Annotated in this window: 22 protein-coding genes and 1 pseudogene; 13 read left to right on the forward strand and 10 right to left on the reverse strand. The window is 73.0% G+C overall.

Features of this window, described 5'->3' with window-relative positions; translation table 11 throughout:
• Positions 1-35: 35 nt before the first annotated feature.
• From JWR81_RS11485 to JWR81_RS11495, 3 genes are all read right to left on the reverse strand, one after another.
• The gene (locus JWR81_RS11485) at positions 36-854 is read right to left on the reverse strand and encodes a citryl-CoA lyase (protein WP_297650365.1); all 819 of its coding nucleotides are present in this window, start codon (positions 852-854) and stop codon (positions 36-38) included.
• Positions 847-2,034, reverse strand: a complete 1,188-nt coding sequence (locus JWR81_RS11490; protein ID WP_297650367.1) for a CaiB/BaiF CoA-transferase family protein — start codon at positions 2,032-2,034, stop codon at positions 847-849. Before JWR81_RS11490 ends, JWR81_RS11485 begins: the two co-directional genes overlap by 8 nt.
• Before the next feature lie 72 nt (positions 2,035-2,106).
• Positions 2,107-2,946 carry an IclR family transcriptional regulator C-terminal domain-containing protein gene (locus JWR81_RS11495; protein ID WP_297650369.1) on the reverse strand — a complete coding sequence of 280 codons (840 nt, stop codon included), beginning with the start codon at positions 2,944-2,946 and terminating at the stop codon, positions 2,107-2,109.
• A gap of 199 nt (positions 2,947-3,145) precedes the next feature.
• On the opposite strand from JWR81_RS11495, the pseudogene JWR81_RS11500 reads away from it, so the two are divergent.
• Positions 3,146-4,593 (forward strand): annotated as a pseudogene (locus JWR81_RS11500) (amidohydrolase family protein).
• Between the two features lie 11 nt (positions 4,594-4,604).
• Here the strand turns inward: JWR81_RS11500 and JWR81_RS11505 are convergent.
• A complete protein-coding gene (locus JWR81_RS11505; RefSeq protein WP_297650371.1) occupies positions 4,605-5,504 on the reverse strand; it encodes a LysR family transcriptional regulator in 900 nt (299 codons plus the stop codon).
• A gap of 83 nt (positions 5,505-5,587) precedes the next feature.
• Between JWR81_RS11505 and JWR81_RS11510 the strand changes: the two genes are divergently transcribed.
• From JWR81_RS11510 to JWR81_RS11520, 3 genes are all read left to right on the forward strand, one after another.
• On the forward strand, positions 5,588-6,484 hold the full coding sequence (locus JWR81_RS11510) for an EamA family transporter (RefSeq protein WP_297650373.1): 897 nt from the start codon (positions 5,588-5,590) through the stop codon (positions 6,482-6,484).
• Between the two features lie 366 nt (positions 6,485-6,850).
• Positions 6,851-8,716: a molecular chaperone HtpG gene (htpG, locus tag JWR81_RS11515; RefSeq protein ID WP_297650375.1), complete on the forward strand. Its 1,866-nt coding sequence runs from the start codon at positions 6,851-6,853 to the stop codon at positions 8,714-8,716.
• A gap of 111 nt (positions 8,717-8,827) precedes the next feature.
• Entirely contained in the window at positions 8,828-9,838 is a 1,011-nt protein-coding gene (locus JWR81_RS11520; protein WP_297650377.1) for a VOC family protein, read from the forward strand.
• A 52-nt stretch (positions 9,839-9,890) separates the two neighbouring features.
• Here JWR81_RS11520 and JWR81_RS11525 read toward each other — a convergent pair whose 3' ends face one another.
• A complete protein-coding gene (locus tag JWR81_RS11525) occupies positions 9,891-11,210 on the reverse strand; it encodes an FAD-dependent oxidoreductase (RefSeq protein WP_297650379.1) in 1,320 nt (439 codons plus the stop codon).
• A gap of 122 nt (positions 11,211-11,332) precedes the next feature.
• Positions 11,333-12,217, reverse strand: a complete 885-nt coding sequence (locus JWR81_RS11530) for a metalloregulator ArsR/SmtB family transcription factor (RefSeq protein WP_297650381.1) — start codon at positions 12,215-12,217, stop codon at positions 11,333-11,335.
• Positions 12,218-12,326: 109 nt separating this feature from the next.
• Between JWR81_RS11530 and JWR81_RS11535 the strand changes: the two genes are divergently transcribed.
• The 8 genes from JWR81_RS11535 (at position 12,327) to JWR81_RS11570 (ending at position 19,675) form a co-directional block, all read left to right on the forward strand.
• Complete coding sequence (locus JWR81_RS11535; protein ID WP_297650405.1) at positions 12,327-13,655, forward strand: FAD-dependent oxidoreductase; 1,329 nt, start codon at positions 12,327-12,329, stop codon at positions 13,653-13,655.
• 16 nt (positions 13,656-13,671) lie between these two features.
• A complete protein-coding gene (locus JWR81_RS11540; protein WP_297650383.1) occupies positions 13,672-14,883 on the forward strand; it encodes an MFS transporter in 1,212 nt (403 codons plus the stop codon).
• 53 nt (positions 14,884-14,936) lie between these two features.
• Positions 14,937-15,278, forward strand: coding sequence for a helix-turn-helix transcriptional regulator (locus JWR81_RS11545; protein WP_297650385.1), 342 nt, complete (start codon positions 14,937-14,939; stop codon positions 15,276-15,278).
• Complete coding sequence (gene arsB, locus JWR81_RS11550) at positions 15,275-16,345, forward strand: ACR3 family arsenite efflux transporter (RefSeq protein WP_297650387.1); 1,071 nt, start codon at positions 15,275-15,277, stop codon at positions 16,343-16,345. The genes JWR81_RS11545 and arsB overlap by 4 nt, the downstream gene beginning before the upstream one ends.
• Positions 16,346-16,398: 53 nt before the next feature.
• On the forward strand, positions 16,399-16,743 hold the full coding sequence (locus JWR81_RS11555; protein ID WP_297650407.1) for an arsenate reductase ArsC: 345 nt from the start codon (positions 16,399-16,401) through the stop codon (positions 16,741-16,743).
• Positions 16,744-16,770: 27 nt separating this feature from the next.
• Positions 16,771-18,069, forward strand: a complete 1,299-nt coding sequence (locus tag JWR81_RS11560) for an enolase C-terminal domain-like protein (RefSeq protein WP_297650389.1) — start codon at positions 16,771-16,773, stop codon at positions 18,067-18,069.
• Positions 18,070-18,145: 76 nt separating this feature from the next.
• The gene (locus JWR81_RS11565; RefSeq protein ID WP_297650391.1) at positions 18,146-18,478 is read left to right on the forward strand and encodes a nuclear transport factor 2 family protein; all 333 of its coding nucleotides are present in this window, start codon (positions 18,146-18,148) and stop codon (positions 18,476-18,478) included.
• A 69-nt stretch (positions 18,479-18,547) separates the two neighbouring features.
• A complete protein-coding gene (locus tag JWR81_RS11570) occupies positions 18,548-19,675 on the forward strand; it encodes a hypothetical protein (RefSeq protein ID WP_297650393.1) in 1,128 nt (375 codons plus the stop codon).
• Between the two features lie 66 nt (positions 19,676-19,741).
• Here the strand turns inward: JWR81_RS11570 and JWR81_RS11575 are convergent, their stop codons facing one another.
• From JWR81_RS11575 to JWR81_RS11585, 3 genes are read right to left on the reverse strand one after another with little or no spacing between them, the layout of a single operon-like run.
• Positions 19,742-20,092, reverse strand: a complete 351-nt coding sequence (locus JWR81_RS11575; protein ID WP_297650395.1) for a DUF202 domain-containing protein — start codon at positions 20,090-20,092, stop codon at positions 19,742-19,744.
• A complete protein-coding gene (locus tag JWR81_RS11580) occupies positions 20,089-20,469 on the reverse strand; it encodes a DUF202 domain-containing protein (RefSeq protein WP_297650397.1) in 381 nt (126 codons plus the stop codon). The genes JWR81_RS11575 and JWR81_RS11580 overlap by 4 nt, the downstream gene beginning before the upstream one ends.
• On the reverse strand, positions 20,469-21,536 hold the full coding sequence (locus JWR81_RS11585; protein ID WP_297650399.1) for a sulfite oxidase: 1,068 nt from the start codon (positions 21,534-21,536) through the stop codon (positions 20,469-20,471). Before JWR81_RS11585 ends, JWR81_RS11580 begins: the two co-directional genes overlap by 1 nt.
• A gap of 340 nt (positions 21,537-21,876) precedes the next feature.
• On the opposite strand from JWR81_RS11585, the gene JWR81_RS11590 reads away from it, so the two are divergent.
• Complete coding sequence (locus JWR81_RS11590; RefSeq protein ID WP_297650401.1) at positions 21,877-22,374, forward strand: macro domain-containing protein; 498 nt, start codon at positions 21,877-21,879, stop codon at positions 22,372-22,374.
• 150 nt (positions 22,375-22,524) lie between these two features.
• Here JWR81_RS11590 and JWR81_RS11595 read toward each other — a convergent pair.
• The coding region (locus JWR81_RS11595; protein WP_297650403.1) for a superoxide dismutase at positions 22,525-22,764 on the reverse strand (240 nt) is incomplete at its 5' end.

Raw genomic sequence — 22,764 nt, forward strand, 5'->3', positions numbered from 1 at the left:
TGCAGGTGCTGGGTGGATCGATCACCGCGACCAGCTCAGCCATGCGGGCCTCCGGCCTCGTAGGGGTCGGGGTCGACGGAGCGGTTGTTCAGGTCCACCGACAGGAAGATGTCGTTGCCCACGGGGTGGCGCAGCTCCTCGGCGAGCTGCCCGATCAGCCCGGCGGTGCGGGCGAGCAGCGCGAACCCGCGCAGCAGCTCCAGGGGCAGCCCGAGGTCGGCCAGCGCGGCCCCGCAGACGCCGGCACCGTTGAGCGGCAGGGTCGTCCCGAGGGCCTGAGGGTGCACGCGGCCGATCGCGGCGAACAGTGCCAGGTGCGGCCCGAACAGGTCCTCCTCCGTGGCGATCTGCATCAGCCGCGGGGTGCGGGGGTCGCCGTCCTTGTGCACGTGGTGGCCGAGGCCTGGCACGAACCTCTTCGCCTCCCGCCGGGCCTGCACGGTCGTCAGGGCGAGGGCGTCCCAGCCGGCGTCGTCGGTGGGCAGCGGCCCGTCGACCGCGTCGAGCACGTCGTGCAGGAACCGGCCGCAGTCCTCGGTGACACCGAGGAACCGCGACCCGCCGCCGAGCAGCCCGGCCGCGAGCGCCCCCTGCACGGAGTCGGGAGCCGACAGGTAGGTCAGGCGCGTGACGATGGCGGTGGGGGTGAAGCCGTGGTCGGCGAGCGCGGCCAGCACGGCCTCGAACACCCTGGTCTCGCCCGGGCTCGGACGGCGCTGGGTGGCCAGCCAGAACGCCAGCTCCCCGAACCCGACCTTCCCCATCACGTCCTGCGCCAGGTCCCGGCCGAGCAGAGTGATCGTCTCCGGGGTGGACGCGCCGAGCGCGGTCTCGTAGGTCGGACGCTCAGCCACGGTCGTCCTCCTCCGGCGTGCTCAGCCACTGGCGCAGCTCGACGCCGTGCTCGTCGAGCTCGGGCGGGGGCAGGCGGTAGCTCACCGGGGTCTCCGAGAAGCGGATCGGGTGCCGCGTGGTCGGTATCGCGCGGTCGCCCTCGCCGACCTCGACGACGGGGTCGAGGCCGAAGCGCTCCGCCATCGCGAACCCGCCGTCGATGGTGCTGATCGGCCCGCACGGCACGCCCGCGTCCACGAGCAGGTCGAACCACTCCACGGCGCCGCGGGTCGCGAGCCGCTCGGTGAGGATCGGGCGCAGCTCCTCGCGGTTGCGGGTGCGGTCGGCGTTGCGGGCGAAGCGCGGGTCCACCGCGATCTCCGGGATCCCGAGCACTCCGCAGAGCTTGCGGAACAGGCCGTCGTTCGCGGCCGCGACGATCAGGTCGTCGTCCTTGGTGGGCAACGGCTCGTAGGGGAAGACGCTGGGGTGGGCGTTGCCCATCCGGTAGGGCACCACGCCGCCTGCGACGAACGCCGAGCTGTGGTTCACCAGCCCCGTCAACGCCGAGGACAGCAGGTTGACCTCGACGTGCTGGCCCTGGCCCGTCGCGTCGCGGTGACGCAGGGCGGCGAGGATGCCGATCACGGCGTGGTTACCGGCCATGACGTCGAACACGGATATCCCGGCCCGGTACGGCGGCCCGTCCGGGTCGCCGGTCAGGCTCATCAGGCCCGAGATGGCCTGCACCATCAGGTCGTAGCCGGGAACGTGCCTACCGGCGCCGGACCCGAACCCGCTGATCGACGCGTACACCGCGGTCGGGTTGGCGGCGTGCACGCTGTCGTAGTCGAGGCCGTACCTGGCCAGGCCGCCGGGCCTGAAGTTCTCGATCACCACGTCCGCGCGGCGGGCGAGCTCGCGGCCGGCCGCGGCATCGGTCTCGTCCCGGAGGTCCAGGGCGATCGAGCGCTTGCCGCGGTTGACCCCGAGGAAGTAGGTGGACACCTCGTCGCGCACCGGCGGCATCCAGGTGCGCGTCTCGTCACCCTGCGGACCCTCGACCTTGACGACCTCGGCGCCCATGTCGGCCAGCAGCATCGTCGCGTACGGCCCGGCGAGGACCCGGGAGAAGTCCGCCACGAGCACGCCCGACAACGGCCCGCCTCCGGTCGGCCGCCCCGGAGCGTCGTCCGTCATCCGCGTCTCCCTCTGTCCCTATAGCGGACAGTCGTCCGCAAACACGATCGTGCTCGCGGGGACCGGCCGTCGTCAAGTGATCGGGACGGCCGGGGGGAGGGGAGGCTGGGACGCCGGCACCGTGACGTGGGGGACGCTCTCCAACCGTGCGAAGTCGGCGCTGATCTCCCCGGCGGCCTGCAGGAGCAGCGGGAGGTGGTGGTCGAGGAGGTACTTCACCGTGGTCTCGGCGGCGTGGCAGTTCACGTTGACGCCCGCGATGACCCGGCCGGCCCCGTCCCGCAGCGGCGCGGCGACCGAGCGGATGCCGAGGGTGAGCTGCTCGTCGGTCAGGGCCCAGCCGCGGGCGCGCACGTCGCGCAGCACGGCGTCGCGTTCGGTGCGGTCCGGCTGCCAACGCGGGGTCAGTCCGGACCGCGTCGGCTCGGCGAGCACGCGGTCCAGCTCGCCGGGCGGCAGCGCGGCCAGCTGCACCTTGCCCAGCGACGTCGGCAGAGCGGGGAACCGGGTGCCGATCTGGACGGCGAGGGACACGATCTTGGGCACCGACACGCGGGCCACGTAGACGATGTCGGAGCCGTCGAGCTGGGCGATCGAGCACGACTCGTTCGTCTTCTCGACGAGACGTTCCAGGTGGGGGCGCGCGACGTCCCACAGTCCCATCGACCGGACGTAGGCGACGCCGAGCTCGAGCACGCGGGGCGTGAGGGCGTAGCCGCGGCCGGCCTCGCGGACGTAGCCCAGCTCCCGGAGGGTCAGCAGGATCCGGCGTGCGGTCGGCCGAGCCAGGTCGGTGGCGGCCGCCACCTCGGCGAGCGTCATCGTCGGGCGGTCGGGCCGGAACGCCGCGATGACCTCCAGGCCGCGCGCGAGCGCCTCGATGAAGTCCGGACCCGTTCCGTCGCGCGGCACGGCACCTCCTCGGCTGTCTCGCGTGTGCATTCGCAGCGTAGCCGCGTGTGTCCGCATGGCGGACATCGTCGTCGGTGTGCCGCGCCGGCTGGGGCGGCTGATGGCGGATTGACACCGTCACCGGTGTGCTCGACAGTGTCCCGATCCGCACTATGCCGCCAGGCGGACACTCGTCCGCCCAGTAGGAGGAGCGAACTCGATGACCCGGTCCGACGACGATCCCGCCGGGCGCCCCATTGTCCTGCGGGGTGGCACCGTCCTCACGGTCGACGCCGCGCGGCGGGTCCTGACCGGTCACGACGTCCTGGTCGTCGACGACCGGATCGCCGCCGTCGGTGTCGACCTCGTCGTCCCGGACGGCGCCGTCGAGATCGACGCGGCCGGTGGCATCGTGATGCCGGGCATGATCGACACCCACCGGCACATGTGGCAGACCGCGATGCGCGGCTACGGCGCCGACTGGACGCTGACCCAGTACTTCGTCTGGTACTACCTGGAGTCGGGCAAGCTCTTCCGCCCCGAGGACGTCCACGCCGGCAACGTGCTCGGTGCCATCGAGGCCATCGACGCCGGGGTGACCACCACGGTCGACTGGTCCCACGGCCTGCAGACCACCCAGCACGCCGACGCGGCCGTCGACGCCCTGCAGAGCGTGCCAGGGCGGTTCGTGCTGGCCTACGGCAACATCCAGGACGCCCCTGCGAACTGGACCGGCGCGCCGGAGTTCCGCGACTTCGTCTCCCGCCGCATCGCCGGGGACGACATGCTCGGTTTCCAGATCGCCTTCGACGTCACCGGGGACCCCGCGTTCCCCGAGAAGCCCGCGTTCGAGGTGGCCCGCGACCTCGGCGCCGCGGTCACCACCCACGCCGGCGTCTGGGGCGCCACCGGCGACGACGGCATCCGGCTCATGCACGACCACGGCTTCATGACGCCCGAGACGGTCTACGTGCACAGCGCCACGCTGTCAGCGGACTCCTACCACCGCATCGCCGCCACCGGCGGATCGGTGTCGGTGTCGACCGAGAGCGAGCAGAGCGCCGGACAGGGCTACCCGCCCACCTGGGCCATCCGCGCCCACGGCATCCCCGTGTCGCTGTCGATGGACACGACGGTGTGGTGGAGCGGTGACCTGTTCTCCGCCATGCGCAGCACGCTCGGCGCCGACCGGTCGCGCGAGCACATGGAGGCGCACGCGAAGGGCGAGACCGTCACCCACTCCTCGCTCCGTGCCGAGCAGGTGGTCGAGTGGGCCACCCGCGGGGGGCCCGCGCGCTGGGCCGCGAGTCCGACCTCGGCAGCGTCGAGGTCGGGAAGGAGGCCGACCTCGTGCTTATCCGGAACGAGCACTCGCCCGTGATGTTCCCGCTGCTCAACCCGCACGGGCACGTGGCGTTCCAGGCTCAGCGCGGCGACGTCGACACGGTGATCGTGAACGGGCGGATCGTGAAGCGCGACCACCGGCTGGTGGGGGTCGACCTCGCCGCGGCACGCGGCGCCGTCGAGCGGACCGTCGAGCACCTGCGATCGCAGCTCGGCGAGGAGGCCTGGGAGCAGGGGATGAACCCCGAGGTGCCGAACACCGAGATCCTCGACAACCCTTACACCTACACCGACTACCAGAGCTCCAGCACCCACACGCTCTGACGCGGGGCCGCTCATCCCCGGGCCGGTCCCGGGGCCAGCCTGCCGAGAAGCAGCGCGAGCGGGGACCAGGTCCGACGTCCGCGGGTGGTCACGGCGTAGGACCGCAGCGCGACGTCGGGGCGGGAGAGGCCGAGGAGCCGGACCCCCGGCCGCGGCGGGACGCCGGATGGGAGCAGGCCGACGCCGAGGCCCGCGACGATCAGGTCCTGGACGAGGTCGAGGCTGTCGGCCCGATGGGTGATCCTCGGCGCGAAGCCGGCCATCGAGGCCACGGTGCGCACGACGTCCTCGTCCGCGGTGTTGCGCGAGTTCACGATCCAGTCGCTCTCGCGATGTGCCGCGAAATGCTGGAGCGCATCGACGTCGGCGGCGCCGGACCCCTGCGGCGGGTCAGGGACGCCGAGACTCCAGCGCGTCGCCCACAGCCGCTTCGCGGAGACCGAGGAGTCGAACGTGCGGGGCGCGAGGTTGTAGTCGTAGACCAGTGCGACGTCGGCGGCGGCGTCGGCCAGCAGCTCGAGTGCCTCGGACGGCTCGTGCTCGAAGAAGAGCAGCCGCACCGCCGGGTGGGTCGTGGCGAGGTCGCGGATGATCGGGAGCAGCGTGCGGATGGCCGTGGCGAAGCCCGCGATCCGTACGGTGCCCGCAGGCTCGGCGTCGGGGTCGAGGTCCAGCCGCGCGGCCTCGACCGCGGCGAGGATGGTGACCGCGTGCTCGGCCAGCCGTCGCCCGGCCGGGGTCAGGCGGACCTGCCGCCCCGCCGGTTCGACCAGGGCGGTGCCCGACTCGTGGGCGAGGGCGGCGATCTGCTGCGACACCGTCGACGTCGTGACGCCCAGCTCGTCGGCGACCGCGCGCATCGACCCGCGCCGGGCGAGCTCGACCAGCATCTGCAGGCGGCGGGTCTCCACGCGTCAATCATTCATGATTGTCGAACAGTATGTCCACAATCGGCACGTGGACATGAACGGTCCAGCTGTTCTCTACTAGGCCCATGACCGGACCAGACCTCCTCCCGCGGACGCCCCGCACCCGCGTCGGCACCCGGACCGCCGCATCGATGGCGGTCGCCTCGATGCTCTGCGTGCAGCTCGGCCTGGCCGTGTCGATCAGCCTGTTCGACCAGGTGGGCCCGGCGGGGGCGGCGTGGCTGCGGCTCGCCTGGGCGGGGGTGCTGCTGCTGGTGCTGGTCCGGCCCCGGCCGTGGCGGATGACCCGGGCCGCCGTGCTGTCCTGCGTCGCGCTCGGTCTCGTCACGGCGGGGGTGACGCTGCTGTTCATGGCGGCGGTCGCCCGGCTCCCGCTCGGGACCGCCAGCGCCCTGGAGTTCCTCGGCCCGCTCGGGGTCGCCGTCGCCCGAGGTCGCGGAGGCCGGAAGCTGTGGCCCACCCTCGCCGCCGTGGGCGTGGTCCTGCTGACCGAGCCCTGGCACGGCGGCGTCGATCCGGTCGGGGTCGCCTTCGCGCTCGGCGCGGCGGCCTGCTGGGCTTGCTACATCCTGCTGACCCAGCGGGTCGGCGACGAGGTCTCGGGGCTGCAGGGACTGGCCGTCTCGATGCCGGTGGCCGGAATCGCCGCCACCGTGCTGGTCGGGCCGTCGGTCGTCGGCGACCTGACGTGGCACGCGGTGCTCGTCGGGCTCGGGCTGGCCGTCCTGCTGCCGGTGGTCCCGTTCAGCCTGGAGCTGCTGGCCCTGCGCCGGCTCACGATCACCGCGTTCGGCACGTTGATGAGCCTCGAACCGGCCATCGCACTGCTCGTGGGGCTCGTCGCCCTGCACCAGACCCCCGGGCCGGCGCCGATCGTGGGGATCGCGTTCGTCGTGGTGGCCGGCATCGGCGCGGAGCGGGCGGGGGCGCGCACACCGGCCGTCCCCGCCGCAGGGACGTGACGCACCGGGTCATCGGGACCCCGCACGCCCCGGCTCGCCGCAGGAGGCGGCGCCCCGGGGCATGCCGGACCGGACGGGTCAGCGCGGTGCGCCGACCGGGAGGCCGAGGAACGTCCGGCTCCCCGGCTCTGCTCGCTGTGCTGCGCCAGACCTACGAGCGGCCCGACATGGTCGACTGAGTGCCCGCCGCAGGTTGGACACGAAGACCTGCACGGTGGCCGCGGCCCGGGCCGGTGGGGCGCCGGGCCACAGGTCGTCGATCAGCTGGTCCAAGGACACCACCCGGCAGGCCCGGACGAGCAGCGCCCGGCCGCGGACATAAGCTCCCGTCGCACCGCCGAAGCCGAGCGAGAGGACACGCAGGACATGGCCGTCGAGACGATCGAGTTCCAGGCCGAGGCGAAGCAGCTGCTGCAGCTGATGATCCACTCGATCTACTCGAACCGTGACGTCTTCCTCCGCGAGCTCGTGTCCAACGCCTCGGACGCGCTGGACAAGCTGCGGCTGGAGACCTACCGCGACAAGGACCTCCAGGCCGACGTCACCGACCTGCACGTGGAGATCGAGGCCGATCCGGAGCACCGCACGCTGACCGTGCGCGACAACGGCATCGGCATGAGCCGTGACGAGGTCGTGTCGCTGATCGGGACGATCGCGAAGTCGGGCACCGCGGAGCTGCTGAGCACGCTGCGGGCGGCCGCTGATGCCCAGGAATCGGGTGCGGCCGCGGAGCTGATCGGCAAGTTCGGGATCGGCTTCTACTCCAGCTTCATGGTCGGCGACTCCGTCACGCTCGTCACGCGGCGTGCGGGTGCCGGGTCCGGGGTGCGGTGGGAGTCGGCGGGCGAGGGCACCTACACGATCGAGGACGTGGCGGACGCCCCGCAGGGCACCGCGGTCACCGTGGCGCTCAAGCCTGCCGACGCCGACGACGCGATGCCCGACTACACCGACCCGTCGACGATCCGGCGCATCGTCGAGCGCTACTCCGACTTCATCACCTGGCCGATCCGCACGACCCCGCCGGGCGCCGAGGAGCCGGTCACGCTGAACCGGATGAAGGCGCTCTGGGCGCGGCCGCGCAGCGAGGTCACCGACGAGGAGTACGCGGAGTTCTACCGGCACGTCAGCCACGACTGGCGGGAGCCGCTGGAGACCATCCGGCTGCAGGCCGAGGGCGCGTTCGAGTACCAGGCGCTGCTGTTCCTGCCGTCGCACGCGCCGATGGACCTGTTCCTGCGCGAGCGCCGCCGCGGCGTGCAGCTCTACGTACGCCGGGTGTTCATCATGGACGACTGCGAGGCGCTGGTCCCGGAGTACCTGCGCTTCGTCAAGGGGGTGGTGGACGCCGCCGACCTCTCGCTCAACGTCTCCCGGGAGATCGTCGCGCAGGACCGCCAGATCCAGCTCATCCGCAAGCGCCTCGTGCGCAAGGTGCTCTCGACGATCAAGGACATGCGGTCCGCGAACCCGGAGCGCTACGCGACGTTCTGGGCCGAGATGGGCCGCGCGGTGAAGGAGGGCCTGCTCGAGGACCCCGACAACCGCGACCAGATCCTGGAGATCTGCTCGTTCCCCTCCACCCACGACGACGCCGAGCCCACCACGCTGGCGGCCTACAAGGAGCGGATGCCCGAGGGGCAGGAGCAGATCTACTACATGACGGGCGAGTCGCGGACGGCGATCGAGAACTCCCCGCACATGGAGGCCCTGCGCGCGAAGGGCCACGAGGTGCTGCTGCTCACCGACCCGATCGACGAGGTGTGGGTCGACTCCGTGCCGGAGTTCGACGGCACCCCGATGACGTCGATCGCCAAGGGACAGGCGGTGACCGAGGAGGAGGTCGCGGATGCCGGGCGGTTCACCGGGCTCCTGTCGTGGATGGGGGAGGTCCTGGCCGACGAGGTGCGGGAGGTGCGGCTGACCTCCCGGCTGACGACGTCGCCCGCCTGCCTCGTCGGTGACAGCGGCGACATGACCCCGACCCTGGAGAAGATGTACCGGGCGATGGGGCAGGAGATGCCGAGGATCAAGCGGATCCTGGAGCTCAACCCCGAGCACCCGCTGGTGGTGGCGTTGCGGACCGCTCACGAGCAGCGTCCCGACGACGACGCGGCCGCCGACACCGCGCGTCTGCTGCACGACATGGCGCTGCTGGCCGAGGGCGGGGACCTCACCGATCCCGCGCGTTTCGTCGGGCTCCTCGCGGACCGGCTGCAGCACTCGCTCTGACGGGCCCGCGTTCTGCTCGGCGAAACGCAGGCCTGTCGCCGACGCGTGGGCGTTCCTAACGTCAGCGTCGGTGCCGACCGGCGCCTCGGGGACCACTCGACGAGGAGAACCATGGCCAACCCACGTTTCGAGCTCGCCCATCTCGCCCACGCGGAGCTGCTGACCCCCAACCTCGAGGGCACGCTGTGGTTCTTCACCGAGCTGCTCGGGATGATGGAGGTCGACCGGCAGGGCGACTCCGTGTACCTGCGCTGCTACGAGGATCCCTACCACCACAGCCTCAAGGTCACCGCCGCCGACGGTCCCGGGCTGGCGAACCTCGGCTGGCGCACCACCTCGGCCGACGCGCTCGACCGGCGGGCCGCCGCCCTCGACGCCGCGGGCCTCGGCCGCGGCTGGACGAAGGGCGACCTGGGCGTGGGCCGGACGTTCGCGTTCGAGTCGCCCGACGGGCATCCGATGGAGCTGGTCTGGGACGTCGAGAAGTACCTCGCACCGCCGGAGCTGCGCAGCAAGATCCTGACGCGGCGGTCCAAGCGCCCGCTGAAGGGGCTGCCGCCGCGGCGGCTCGACCACGTGAACCTGATGGCCTCGGACGTGACGGTGCAGAAGGAGCTGTTCGAGCAGACGCTCGGATTCGGCACCCGCGAACGGGTCGTGGACTTCACCACGGACACCGAGATCGGAGCCTGGATGAGCGTGAACATCCTTGGCCACGAGATGGCGATCATGCTCGACTCGACGGGATCCCGGGGGCGGCTGCACCACCTGGCCTTCTGGTACGGCGTGCCGCAGCACAACACCGACGCCGCGGAGCTCTGCCGGGAGTACGACATCCAGATCGAGGCCGGCCCGGACATCCACGGCATCACCCAGGGCGCGTTCCTCTACGTCTTCGAGCCCGGGGGCAACCGGATCGAGCTGTTCGGCAACTCCGGGATCCTGGAGCTCGAGCCCGACTTCGAGACGGTCACCTGGGACATGGCCGACTTCGACACGGGCCTCGCGATCGGCGGCGCCACGCTGCCGGCCGAGACGTACTTCATCTACGGGACCCCGCCGGTGCCCGGCCAGGAGGGGCTCATCGCACCCTCGACGATCGGGACGCGCGTGTCGGTCTGATCGGCCAGGCCGCCCGTCCCGCCCAGACACTGTCACGGACCGAGCCGAGGCATCAGACCGAGGCGGTCAGGGGTAGCTGTTCGCGGATCTTGTCGACCACGAGCTTGGCCGTCTCGGCGCACGCGGTGGTGCCGCCGTTGGCGTACTCCTTGACGCCGTCGCCGACGTTCCAGAGGTTCTCGATCGGCGTGGTGTGGGTCAGGTCGTGGCCGGCGACGGCCCGCTGCGGCGGCCACCCGTCGCGCATCACCGCGACCGACAGCTCGCGCGCGTCCTCGAAGCCGGGCACGTGTTCGCGCAGGTCCGCGCGCAGTAGTTCGATCTCCGCGACCTCGTCGAAGTCCCCGACCGCGGGCTTCGGCACCGACGCCCCGACGTAGAGGTGCCAGCCGGGTGGGGCCATCTCGGGGCAGGTCTCGGTGAAGTTGCCGACGTAGCAGAGGCGCTCGGTGACGGAGAACAGCAGCAGCCCGGGGGCGTCGACCAGCTTCTCCTGGCTGGCGAAGTTCAGGGCGAGCATCGAGCACGGGCGGTCGTGGACGCGCACCTGCTCGCGGTAGTCCTCGGGCAGGTTCTCCGCGCCGACGAGGCCGACGGTGGCGGCCGGCCCGACGTCGCTCACGGCGACGCGCGTCGTGACCTCGACGGTCTCGCCGTCCCGGCGCACCCTCGCCCCGGTGACCCGGCAGTCGGTGACGTGCAGCGCCTCGACCTCGGACGACAGCCAGATCTCGCCGCCGCGGGCGGTGACCGTGGCCGCGAGGGACTCCCAGATCCCGATCGTGCCGTCGGGGCAGAAGCCGAACTTCTTGAACGCCGACCTGCGGGTGAAGTAGGTGAGGAAGACCCGCGCGGGCAGTTCCTCGGACCCGGCGGCGAACACCGACGCGCACATGTTGCGGAACACGCCCTGCACCGCCGCGCTCCTGCTGTACCTCGCGACCCAGTCGGCGGTGGAGAGCTCCTCGCCGGGCAGCGCGTCGTCGTCGGCGCGGGCGGCGCCGATACCGGAGAGCAGTTTGGCGCCCTGGCGGGTGAGCGTCGAGAGCAGCATGCCCCAGCCGCCGCGGGTGACGTCGAGGTTCCTGGAGCCGACGCGGTAGAGCACCGGGGTGGCCGGGCGGCGCACCTCGAACTCGGCGCCCACCTCGGCGAACGTCTCCTCGGTGATCCCGCCGAGCTCGATGACGATGGCGCCGTCGTTGACCTTGAAGCCGTCGATGACGGTGGTGGAGGCGCGCCCGCCGACCTTGTCCAGCCGCTCGACGACGAGGGTCCGGTAGCCGGCGTGGGCCAGCCGTGCGGCCGCGAACAGCCCGCCGGCGCCGGCGCCGACCACGAGTGCGTCGAACGAGCTGTCGGGCTGCGCCACGGGGTCTCCTCCGGTCGGGTCGCCGACCCGCAGCTTAGTCTATGTTCAAATCGAAAACCGGCACCTTCCTCATGATCGTCGTGCCACGGAGGAGCCCACGGCGCCCCGTACGTGCGTCGCGGTCAGTCGGGGTCGCCTGCCCGGCGGCGTTCCAAGAACACCGTGTCCCGCCAGCTGCCATGGAGGCGGCCGATGCGCTCGCGGACGCCGAGGGTGCGGTAGCCCGCCGAGTGGTGCAGGGCGATGCCGGCGCGGTTCTCCGGGAAGATCGTGGTCTGCAGCGTCCAGAGCCCCGCGGCGTCGGCCGCCGTGACCTGGCGATATATCAGGGCCCGCCCGACGCCGCGCCCGCGGAAGCCGTCGCCGACGTAGACGGAGGTCTCACCGACGCCGGCGGAGACCGGCCCGGCCGAGGTGGCGCGCACGGCCGTCCAGCCTGCGACGCGGCCGTCCACCTCGGCGACCCAGCGGTGGCCGGGGAGCCAGTCCCGAGCCAGCTCACGACGGTCGGGGACCTCGGTCTCGAAGCCGGCGTCCCCGGTGGCGATGCCCTCGGCATAGATCCGGCGGACCGCGGACCAGTCGTCGTCCTGCAGTGCCCGGACGGTGACGTCGGAGGGCAGGTCGGCAGGGCAGCACGGGCGCGGTGCGAGCAGGCCCATGACGGCATCGGCGGCGTGGGGGAGGCCGGTGCAGCACGCCGGGTTGACCGAGACGAGGGTGGCGGTGCCCTCCTTGCGCAGGGTCACGAAGCCGACGTCGGCGAGCTTGCGCACATGGTGCGAGCAGGTGGACTGGCTGATGCCGAGCTGCTCGGTCAGCTCGCCCACGGTGGTGGCGTGCCCGGCGACGGCCACGGCGTGCAGCAGCCGGACGCGTGTCGGCTCCGCGAGGCACGCGAACCACTCGGCGTACGTCGCGGCGTCGGCGGCGGCCAGTTGGGCCGGCGGCGGGGTCGACACGTCGCTCAGCGGCAGCACCGCGCTCGTGGTCCCGCTCGCGGTCATGGCGCCAGTATCGACCGGGATCGATGGTTGCGTCAATCGAAGGGCGTCGATACAGTCCGCCGCATCGTATCGATGAGCGTCGATGGAGGCTGTCGTGGACGAGGCTGGGATGGACGAGGTCGACCTGCCGGTCGTGGTGGTCGGGGCGGGCCCCGTCGGGTTGGCCTCGGCGGCGCACCTCGCCGAGCGCGGGCTGGAGCCGCTGGTGCTGGAGTCCGGCGAAGCGGCGGGCGCCGGCGTACGTCAGTGGCACCACGTGCGGCTGTTCTCGCGCTGGGCCGAGCTCGTCGACCCGGCCGCGGGGCGGCTGCTCGCCGGCACCGACTGGGTGCGCCCCGATCCGGACGCCTACCCGACGGGCCGGGAGTGGGCCGAGCTCTACCTGCAGCCGCTCGCCGACGTGCTGGGGCAGCGGGTCCGGTTCGGGACGCGGGTGACCGGCGTGGCACGGCGGGGCCGGGACCGCGTGGTGGACGCCGGTCGTGCCACCACACCGCTGACGGTGCACGTGGTGACGGCCGCAGGCGAGGAGCGGATCACCGCACGCGCGGTGGTCGACGCGTCCGGCACCTGGACCGGCCCGAACCCGCTCGGCGGCGACGGGCTCGCAGCGGTGGGGGAGGGCGCGGCGGCGGACCGGATCTCCTACCGGGTACCGGACCTGGCTGACCAGGCGGTCCGGACCCGGTTCGCAGGTCGCCGGATCGCGGTCGCCGGCAGCGGGCACTCGGCACTGACCGCGCTCGTGGCGTTCGCGGAGCTCGCGGCGCAGGCGCCGGGCACGCACGTGGACTGGCTGTTGCGCCGCGGCGCGATCGGGTCGGCCTTCGGCGGCGGCGACGCCGACCAGCTGCCCGCCCGTGGGCTACTCGGGCAGCGGGCCGCCGCGGCGGTCGCGGCCGGCCACATCACCGCGGTCACCGGGTTCCGCACCGCCGCCGTGCACCGGGCCTTGGACGGGCTGGTGCTGGAGTCGCTCGACGGGCGCCGGCTCGGCCCGGTGGCCGAGGTCGTGGTGCTGACCGGCTTCCGGCCGGACCTGTCGTGGCTGTCGGAGGTGCGCCTGGACCTCGACCCGGTTCTGCAGGCCCCCCGGGTGCTGGCACCGTTGATCGACCCGAACGTGCACTCGTGCGGCAACGTGTACCCGCACGGCGCTCGCGAGCTGGCCCATCCGGAGCCGAGGGTGTTCCTGGTGGGGATGAAGTCCTACGGCCGCGCGCCGACGTTCCTCGCGATGACCGGATACGAGCAGGTCCGGTCGGTGGCCGCGGCCGTCGCCGGCGACCGGGACGCGGCCGAGCGGGTCGAGCTGGTGCTGCCCGAGACCGGGGTGTGCGGCGGGGCGGGCCTGTTCGACGAGGCCGCGCCGGCCGGGGGAGGGTGCTGCGGAACCCCGGTCGGTCCGGTCGCCGTCGACATCGGCGCTGCGGACTGAGCCCGCGCGACGCAGGATGACCGATCATGCCGATGTGTGTGCGGAGCCCGGAGTGCTGACCGCCGCCGGGCTCCGTCGCGTGCTCGCGGTCCTCTGCCTCACGGAGATCATCAGCTGGGGCGTCCTCTACTACGCGTTCCCGGTGCTCGCGCCGTCGATCGCCGCGGACACCGGGTGGTCGGTCCCCGCGGTCACCGCCGCGTTCTCGGCCGGGCTGGTGGTCTCGGCACTGGTCGGCGTCCCGGCGGGACGGTGGCTGGACCGGATCGGCCCGCGCAGGGTCATGACGGCGGGCTCGGCGCTCGCCGTGCCCGCGCTCGCCGGCATCGCCTGGGCGCCGACCTTCCCGGTGTTCGCCGGCGCGTGGCTGCTGGCCGGGGTGGCGATGGCCGGCACGCTCTACCCGCCGGCGTTCGCGGCGCTGACCCGCTGGTGGGGGCCGCGCCGCATCGTCGCCCTGACGGCGGTGACGCTGCTGGCGGGCCTGGCCAGCACGATCTTCGCTCCGCTGACCGCCGCGCTGCTCGGCCCCCTGGGGTGGCGGGGCACCTACCTCGTCCTCGGGCTCGTGCTGGCTGCCGTCACGGTCCCGGCGCACCTGCTCGGTCTGCGCGGGCGGTGGCCGGCCGCCGAGGCTCCGCGGCCCGGTGAACGCGCCGGTCCGGACCACGTGGTGCGGAGCCGGGCGTTCCTGCTCCTCGTCGTCGCGATCGCGGGCGGATCGTTCACCGCGTTCGCCGTCGTGGTCAACCAGGTGCCGCTGCTGACCGAGCGCGGCCTGTCGACGTCCGCGGCGGCGTGGGCGCTGGGCCTCGGCGGGCTCGGGCAGGTGCTGGGCAGGCTCGGCTACGGTCGCCTGGCCGCGATGGCGCGCGTCCGCGCCCGTGCCGTGCTGGTGCTCGGTCTCTCCGCGGCGACCACCGCGCTGCTCGCACTCGTGCCGGGCCCGGCCGGACTGCTGATCGCCGCGGCGATGCTGGCCGGTGCCGTGCGCGGGATCTTCACCCTGTTGCAGGCCACCGCGGTCACCGACCGCTGGGGCGCCGCGCACTACGGCCGGCTCAACGGGATCGTCTCCGCGCCGGCGATGCTCGCCACCGCCGTGGCGCCGTGGGCGGGCGCCGCTCTGGCCGGCCCGCTCGGCGGCTACCCCCGGGTGTTCCTCCTGCTGGCCGGGGTCGCGGTCGTCGCCGCGCTGCTCGCAGCGGGCAGCGTCCCGCGGAGCTGACTCGACGGCTGCGGGACTTGCGCGGCTGTATCGACAGCTATCAAGATAGACGGGTGTTGAAACAGCTCCCGTTGTGCACGTCGGTGCAGACCCGCGAGGCCCTGAGCGCCGAGGAGGCCGCCGATCTGGCTGTGGCGTTCAAGGCGCTCGGTGACCCGGTGCGGCTGCGGCTGCTGTCGCTGATCGCCGCGCACGACGGCGGGGAGGCGTGCGTCTGCGACCTCTCGGCGCCGTTTCAGCTGTCCGGGCCCACGATCAGCCACCACCTGAAGGTGCTGCGCGAGGCCGGCCTGGTCACCAGCGAGCGCCGTGGGACCTGGATCTACTACCGTGCCGTTCCCGAGCGCATCCGGCTGCTCTCCGACGTCCTCGTCGCCGAGGAGGTGTCCGCGTGACCGTCTCCACCGAGGCCGACGCGCCCGTCGTCCGGCGGCTGTCCACGCTGGACCGTTTCCTGCCCGTCTGGATCATCGCGGCGATGGTCGTCGGCCTGCTCGCAGGCCGGTTGGTCCCCGGCCTCGGCGCCGCGCTCGACGCGATCTCCGTCGACGGCGTCTCGCTGCCGATCGCGCTCGGGCTGCTGATCATGATGTACCCGGTGCTGGCGAAGGTGCGCTACGACCGGCTCGACACCGTCACGGGCGACCGGCGGCTGCTCGTGTCGTCGCTGATCCTCAACTGGGTCATCGGGCCGGTGTTGATGTTCACCCTGGCCTGGCTGCTGCTGCCCGACCTGCCCGAGTACCGCACCGGGCTGATCGTCGTCGGGCTGGCCCGCTGCATCGCCATGGTCATCATCTGGAACGACCTGGCCTGCGGTGACCGTGAGGCCGCGGCGGTGCTGGTGGCCGTGAACTCGGTGTTCCAGGTGGTCGCGTTCGCGGCGCTGGGCTGGTTCTACCTCGACGTCCTCCCCGGCTGGCTGGGCCTGCCGCAGACCGACCTGGCCGTCTCGCCGTGGCAGATCGCGGTGTCGGTGCTGATCTTCCTGGGTGTGCCGCTCGTCGCCGGGTTCCTCACCCGCCGCTTCGGGGAGAAGGCCAAGGGCCGCGGGTGGTACGAGGAGCGGTTCCTGCCGGTGATCGGCCCGTTCGCGCTCTACGGGCTGCTGTTCACGATCATCGTGCTGTTCGCGCTGCAGGGCGACGCGATCACGTCGCAGCCGCTCGACGTCGCCCGGATCGCGCTGCCGCTACTGGCCTACTTCGCGATCATGTGGGCGGGTTCGTACGCGTTCGGGAAGGCCATCGGGCTGTCCTACGAGCGCACGACGACGCTCGCGTTCACCGCGGCGGGCAACAACTTCGAGCTCGCCATCGCCGTCGCGATCGCGACGTTCGGGGTCACGTCCGGGCAGGCGCTGGCCGGGGTGGTCGGGCCGCTCATCGAGGTGCCCGTCCTGGTCGCGCTCGTCTACGTCTCGCTGGCCCTGCGCCGCCGCTGGACGGGGTGTGCCGCGTGAGCGCCGTGCCCGAGGTCCTGTTCGTCTGCGTGCACAACGCCGGCCGCTCGCAGATGGCCGCCGCTCTCCTGCACCACCACGCCGCCGGCGCCGTCCGCGTCACGTCTGCTGGCTCCGAACCCGCCGACCAGGTCAACCCCGTCGTCCGCGAGGTCATGGCCGAGATCGGGATCGACCTGGCGCAGGAGTTCCCGAAGAAGCTCACCACCGACGCCGTCGAGGCCGCCGACGTCGTCGTCACCATGGGCTGCGGCGACGCCTGCCCCGTCTTCCCCGGCAAGCGCTACCTCGACTGGCAGCTCACCGACCCCGCGGGCCGCAGCGCCGCGGAGATCCGGCCCATCCGCGACGACATCGACGCCCGCGTCCGCGGGCTGCTCGCCGAGCTCACCCGCTGACGAGGGTCAGGACCGAAAGGCCACCGCATGCCCGTCATCACCCGCGCCGACGTCGAGGACGTCCGCTTCCCCACGTCCCTGACCAGGGACGGGTCCGACGCCATGAACGCCGACGGCGACTACTCCGCCACCTACGTCGTGCTGCGCACCGACGACGAGGCGCTGTCCGGTTTCGGGCTGACGTTCACGCTCGGCCGGGGCAACGACCTCTGCGTCGCCGCGGCCCGCCAGCAGGTGCAGACGCTGATCGGGCGGGACGTCGCGACGATCGCCGCAGACATGGGCGGGCTCCAGCGCGACCTGACGGCCGACTCGCAGCTGCGGTGGCTCGGGCCGGAGAAGGGCGTGGTGCACCTGTCGCTCGCCGCGGTGCTGAACGCGGCGTGGGATCTCGTCGCGCGGGCGGCGGGGCTGCCGCTGTGGCGGCTGCTGGCCGACATGACCCCCGAGCAGCTCGTGGACGTCGCCGACCTGCGCTACCTGTCCGACGTCCTCACCCGCGACGAGGCGATCGGCATGCTGCGGGACAAGGAGGCAGGCAAGCAGGAGCGGATCGCGGAGCTCGCGACCACCGGGTACCCCTGCTACACGACCTCTCCCGGCTGGCTCGGTTACAGCGACGAGAAGCTGGCCCGGCTGTGCCGCGAGGCCGTCGACGACGGGTTCACCCACATCAAGCTCAAGGTCGGCCGCGACATCGCCGCCGACCGCCGACGCTGTGGGATCGCGCGGGAGATCCTCGGCCCCGACCGGCACCTGATGATCGACGCCAACCAGGTCTGGGACGTCGGTACCGCGATCGAGTGGGTGCGCGGCCTCGCCGACTTCGACCTGCTCTGGATCGAGGAGCCGACCAGCCCGGACGACGTGCTGGGCCACGCCGCGGTGCGCAGGGCGGTGGCCCCGATCGGCGTGGCCACCGGCGAGCACGCCCACAACCGTGTGATGTTCAAGCAGTTCCTGCAGGCGGACGCGATCGACTACCTGCAGCTCGACACGGGCCGGCTGGCCAGCATCAACGAGATCGTCGCGGTGCTGCTGCTGGCCGCCCGGTTCGGCGTGCCGGTCTGTCCGCACGCGGGCGGGGTGGGGCTGTGCGAGATGGTGCAGCACGTCTCGGTGCTCGACCACGTCGCGGTCTCGGGGAGCAGACAGGGCCGCGTCGCCGAGTACGTCGACCACCTGCACGAGCACTTCACCGACCCGTGCGTCGTGAAGGACGCCGCGTACGTCCTGCCGTCGCGCCCGGGCTACTCCACGGAGATGCGCGCGGCGTCGGTGGCCGAGTTCCGCTTCCCGGACGGCGGGTACTGGTCGCGGGCTTGACCCTCCCCCCGGGGGAGGGCCGAGCGTCGGTGGGGTGCGGGGCGGCGACCGCCCCACCGACCACGAGGAGATCACCATGACCACCACCCAGCCCGCCGTCATCGCGCGCTACCTGGCCGCCGCCGAGGCCCAGGACCCGCAGGCCTGCGCCGAGTGCTTCACCGAGGACGGCACCGTGCTCGACGAGGGCCGCACGTACCGCGGCCGTGCGGAGATCGCCGGGTGGCGCCGGGACCTGGTCGGCCGCTTCACCTACACGACGACGATCACCGGCAGCGAGCCCGCCGGCCCGGACGGGTACCGGGTCACGGTGACGGTGGAGGGCGACTTCCCCGGCGGGATCGCCCACCTCACCTACGCCTTCGCGCTGCGCGGCGACCTCGTCGCGGACCTGCGGATCGTGGGCTGACAGGCTGCGGTCACCCCTCGATCAGGTGGACTCCGCCTGTCGAGGGGTCGATGCTGCCAGGGTGCAGGGATGGCGATGCGGATGCGCGTGACAGCCGGTGTCGCCGGCTGGCTGGCGTGCCTGCTCCTGGCGTCCGTGCTGGCCGCGCCCGCGGCAGGTGCCGCCACGCCGCCCCCTGCAGCCACGCCGGCCCCTGCCGCCGCGACGGCCACCGGCGTGACGATCACCGGGGTGGACCTGCACGACGGCATGATGCTGCAGTCCGGCGGCGTCTACTACCTCTACGGCACCATGTACGGCTGCGGCTACCAGTGGGGCCTCGCGTCGCCCTGGTGCGGTTTCGGGGTGGCCATCGCGCGTGCCCCGGCCGGTCCGTGGTCGAAGCCGGTGCGGCTGTTCGCGCCGTCCGGCGTCAGCCCGTCCGCCAAGATGACCTGGCAGCGGGACTGCGGCGACTCGAAGGCGGGCTGCTTCAACCCGCGGATGATCCAACGTTCGGGGTGGGGCACCGACGACGGCGCGTGGATCCTGTGGTTCAACGCCCCGGCGGACTACACGCGCTCACGGGCCAACGCCTACTACGCCATGGTGTGCGCCGGGCCCATGGGCCCGTGCGGCGGCACGGGCCGCGCGGTGATCAAGCCGTCGCTGTCGGACTGCACCGGCAACGGCGACTTCTCCCTGGTGCTCGACGCCCCGCGGCCGCCGATGATGCTGTGCACGATGCCCGACCAGACGCTGTCCTCGGAGCGCCTCACCGCCACGGGCACCGGCGGCACCGGCGGGGGCAGGCACAACCTGGCCGGGCTGACGCGCACCGAGGCGCCCGGCGCCTACCGTGACCCCGCCACGGGCACGTGGATCATGACCTACACCGACCCGAACTGCGGCTACTGCGCGGGCGCCCCCACGAGCTACGCCACCGCCCCGGCGCTCGACGCCGCCTGGACGGCACCGAAGAACACCGACCCCGCCCTGGGCGCGACGCCGCTCGGCCGCCGCGGCATCTCCGCGACCTCCTGCGGCGGCCAGAGCCGGACCGTGGTGACCTTGCGCGGGCAGGCCTACCAGTTCATCGACCTCTGGCTGGGCACCCGCAACGAGGCCCGTGCCGGGATCCGCCTCGAACCGCTCGTCTACCACGGCGCGAGCCCGCCGGGGAAGCCGCTGCGGGCCTTCGACGCCTGGACGTGTTGACAGCGCCCCACCGTTCTCGCCTCCCCGGAGCTCCGGCAACGGTCGCCGCCTGCGGTGCTGCCGCCGTCAGGCCCAGGCGATGAAGACCGCCGTCCCCAGCGCGATGGCGGTGGCCGCCACCCCGGCGCCCACGACCTCCCGGCCGGCGTCGGAGACGGTGGTCCGCGCACTCGTGTCGGTACGCAGGGAGCAGATCCGACGATCCCGCCGGCGCCCGGCCCAGAGGACGACGACGGCGAGCAGGATGTCGGCCGCGACCAGCAGGACCCGGCCGAACGGCGGGCCGACGTGCTTGAACAGCAGCAGCCCGGCCGTCGCCAGCGGACTCAGGGCGCTGCGCTCCCAGGCCAGCCGCGTCCGCTCGCCCTGAGCACCCGGTCGATCCGCAGGCGGCCGCTGTCCGGCGGAAGCCCTCACGCCGACCGCCCGGAGAGGAGGACGACGAGGAAGGCCGTGACGGCGGCCAGTCCGAGGCCCAGGAGCACCGGCACCCGGGTCGGGGGCAGGTCCTGCTCGCACCGCATCGCCGCCTGCACCCGCCACCAGCGGAGGACGGCTGCCGACGCGAGCCCACCGCCCGCCACCGTCAGGAGGATTCCCGGCCAGTGCCGGGCGCCCGGGAGGGCGAGCGCCGGGACCAGCTGGACGACGGCCACGCCACCGGCGATCAAGGCGAGGGCGGTGCGGAACCAAGCCAGGAACGTCCGCTCGTTGGCCAGGGTGAAGCGGTAGTCGGGGTCGGAGCCGGCGGCACGACCGGTCGCCTTCTCCCGCCCGCGCGCTTGCGCGCCCATCAGCGGACGTCGAGCCGGATGCAGGGCCGGGAGGTGTTGTCGTAGCCGCTGGGGTTCCAGACGCTGGCGGGGGAGTCGGGCTGCGTGGCGCCGGTGTCGTCCCAGGCCCGGGCGGTGATCTCCGCGGGGCCGGCCGGCAGGACCACGGTGGTGCGCCAGAGCTGCCACGCCCACGGGCTGGGCGGGTCCTCGACGGCGGCCTGGACCCAGGTCCGCCCTCCGTCGAGGGAGACGTCGACGCGGGCGATGCTGCGGCCCTCGCCGGCGAGAGCGTAGCCGGCGACCTCGGTCGGACCGGCGGCCACGCGGGAGCCGTCGTCGGGGGAGAGGATCGCGGAGGTCAGGACCAGCGGCCCGAGCGAGATGCCGCGGCCCGGGGCAGGCTCGGCGTCGGGCGGCAGCAGCCGGTAGTCCTCCGCCTGGAAGTAGTTGTCCGACGGCTCGGCCTGGACGGTGACCTGCTGCACCCACTTGACGCTGCGAGCCCCGATGTAGCCGGGCACCACCACCCGGACCGGGCCGCCGTGCACGGGGGGCAGCGGTTCGCCGTTCATCTCCCAGGCCAGCAGCACCTCGCCCGAGCAGGCTTTCGTCAGCGGGATGGAGCTGCCGTAGGGCTGGTCCACGGCCGGTGAGATGTCCGGGGCGAGGAAGGCGACGTGCGCCGCACCGGGGGCGGGTCCGGCCGCGGCGAGCACGTCGGCGAGGCTCACCCCGGTCCATTCGGCCGTGGAGATGGTCGCCGGGCCCCACGGCACCTGACCGGGGATGTCCCGGACGGCCATCAGCTCGGCGCGCCGGTTGCCCGCGCAGACGAGCGTGGCGACCTCGGTGCGGGGGCTGAACCGCTGGTGCAGGTCGGCGAGGGACAGCACCAGGCCGCGGTCGACCAGCCCGTCGACGCGCAGCTGCCAGGTAGCCGGGGCGAGGTCGGGAAACGACCCGTGGTTGCGGCTGTAGAAGGCCTCGACCGGGGTCAGCGGCCGACCGGCCAGAGCGCCGGGCGGCGGCTCGGCGTTGAACGGCTCCTTGTCGTGGACGACCATGTCGTCCCGCTTGCTCCACATGCTTGTTCCCTTCGTCTCCGAGGCTGACCAGATCGGTCACTCGCGCGGCCTCCCGGCCCCGGGGGGACGGTCAGCCCGGCGACGGTCCGTCCGTTGAGGGGCACTGGTTCTCCTCACGGCAGCGGAGGCCCCGGCATGATGTCTCCTCGGCAACGGGTGCAGGCCCAACGATGCCGTCGGCCGCCTACGCCGTCATCGCGGTCAGCGCCCATTCCGTCTGCCTGCTGACGGGGGACCCAGGACTCAGGGCACCGGGGATGGCGGCCGGGATCGGGCGTCCGCCCGGCGCGTAGGTGGCTCAGGTCCCGCGGGGACCGGCGGTGTGCGGCAGAGTGCACGGGTGCTCATCGACGTGACGATCGGGGACATCACCGGTGTCCGGGCCGACGTGCTGGTCACGGCCGCCAACAGCAGGCTCGCGGGCGGGGGAGGGGTGGACGGCGCGATCCACCGCGCCGCGGGTCCGGAGCTGCTGCGGGCCCTGCGCCCGCTGGCCCCGTGCCCGCCGGCCGGCGCGGTCATCACCCCGGCGTTCGACATCCCGCCGCCGGTGCGCCACGTCGTGCACGCCGTCGGTCCCCGGTACGGCATCGACGAGCCGGCCGCGGAGCTGCTGGCCCGCGCCTACCGCGCAAGCCTGGAACTGTGCGACACGGTGGCGGCGACCAGCGTCGCGTTCCCGTCGCTGTCGACCGGTGCGTACGGCTACCCGGCGGCGGAGGCCTGCCGGATCAGCGTGGACGCGCTGCGCGAGGCGGACACCGCTGTCGAGCACTGCATCCTGGTCGCCTTCGACGCCGCGACCGCGACGCTGTGGCGCCGCGCGCTCGAGTCCTGACCGTTCCGCCGGCGGGGCGAGTCGGCCCGTGGCGGTGCGGACCGGAAGGTGCCGGGTGCCCACGACGAGGTGTGGCGGTGCGGAGACCCCGCCTCCGACCGGATCAGCACGACCTCGACGTCGACGGCCGGGCCCGCACGTCCACCGCCGTCAGCCGCGGGCCGCGGCGAACCGCTCGGCCGCGTCGGCCCAGTTCACGACGTTCCACCAGGCCTTCACGTAGTCGGGCTTGACGTTCTCGTACTGCAGGTAGAAGGCGTGCTCCCACATGTCGAGCATGACGATCGGGGTGAGGCCGACCGGCACGTTGGCCTGCTGGTCCCACAGTTGCAGCACGTGCAGTCGTTGCCCGAGCGGGTCGAACGCGAGCACGCCCCAGCCCGAGCCCTG

This window comes from Pseudonocardia sp., assembly GCF_025965585.1.
Lineage (GTDB): Bacteria > Actinomycetota > Actinomycetes > Mycobacteriales > Pseudonocardiaceae > Pseudonocardia.

Coding starts and splice junctions, on each gene's coding strand:
- JWR81_RS11585 (WP_297650399.1), bottom strand. CDS start 21,536: ATGTGGAGCAAGCGGGACGACATGGTCGTCCACGACAAGGAGCCGTTC.
- JWR81_RS11490 (WP_297650367.1), bottom strand. CDS start 2,034: ATGACGGACGACGCTCCGGGGCGGCCGACCGGAGGCGGGCCGTTGTCG.
- htpG (WP_297650375.1), top strand. CDS start 6,851: ATGGCCGTCGAGACGATCGAGTTCCAGGCCGAGGCGAAGCAGCTGCTG.
- JWR81_RS11565 (WP_297650391.1), top strand. CDS start 18,146: ATGACCACCACCCAGCCCGCCGTCATCGCGCGCTACCTGGCCGCCGCC.
- JWR81_RS11580 (WP_297650397.1), bottom strand. CDS start 20,469: ATGGGCGCGCAAGCGCGCGGGCGGGAGAAGGCGACCGGTCGTGCCGCC.
- JWR81_RS11540 (WP_297650383.1), top strand. CDS start 13,672: ATGACCGATCATGCCGATGTGTGTGCGGAGCCCGGAGTGCTGACCGCC.
- JWR81_RS11535 (WP_297650405.1), top strand. CDS start 12,327: ATGGACGAGGTCGACCTGCCGGTCGTGGTGGTCGGGGCGGGCCCCGTC.
- JWR81_RS11520 (WP_297650377.1), top strand. CDS start 8,828: ATGGCCAACCCACGTTTCGAGCTCGCCCATCTCGCCCACGCGGAGCTG.
- JWR81_RS11510 (WP_297650373.1), top strand. CDS start 5,588: ATGACCGGACCAGACCTCCTCCCGCGGACGCCCCGCACCCGCGTCGGC.
- JWR81_RS11570 (WP_297650393.1), top strand. CDS start 18,548: ATGGCGATGCGGATGCGCGTGACAGCCGGTGTCGCCGGCTGGCTGGCG.
- JWR81_RS11560 (WP_297650389.1), top strand. CDS start 16,771: ATGCCCGTCATCACCCGCGCCGACGTCGAGGACGTCCGCTTCCCCACG.
- JWR81_RS11530 (WP_297650381.1), bottom strand. CDS start 12,217: ATGACCGCGAGCGGGACCACGAGCGCGGTGCTGCCGCTGAGCGACGTG.
- JWR81_RS11555 (WP_297650407.1), top strand. CDS start 16,399: ATGGCCGCCGCTCTCCTGCACCACCACGCCGCCGGCGCCGTCCGCGTC.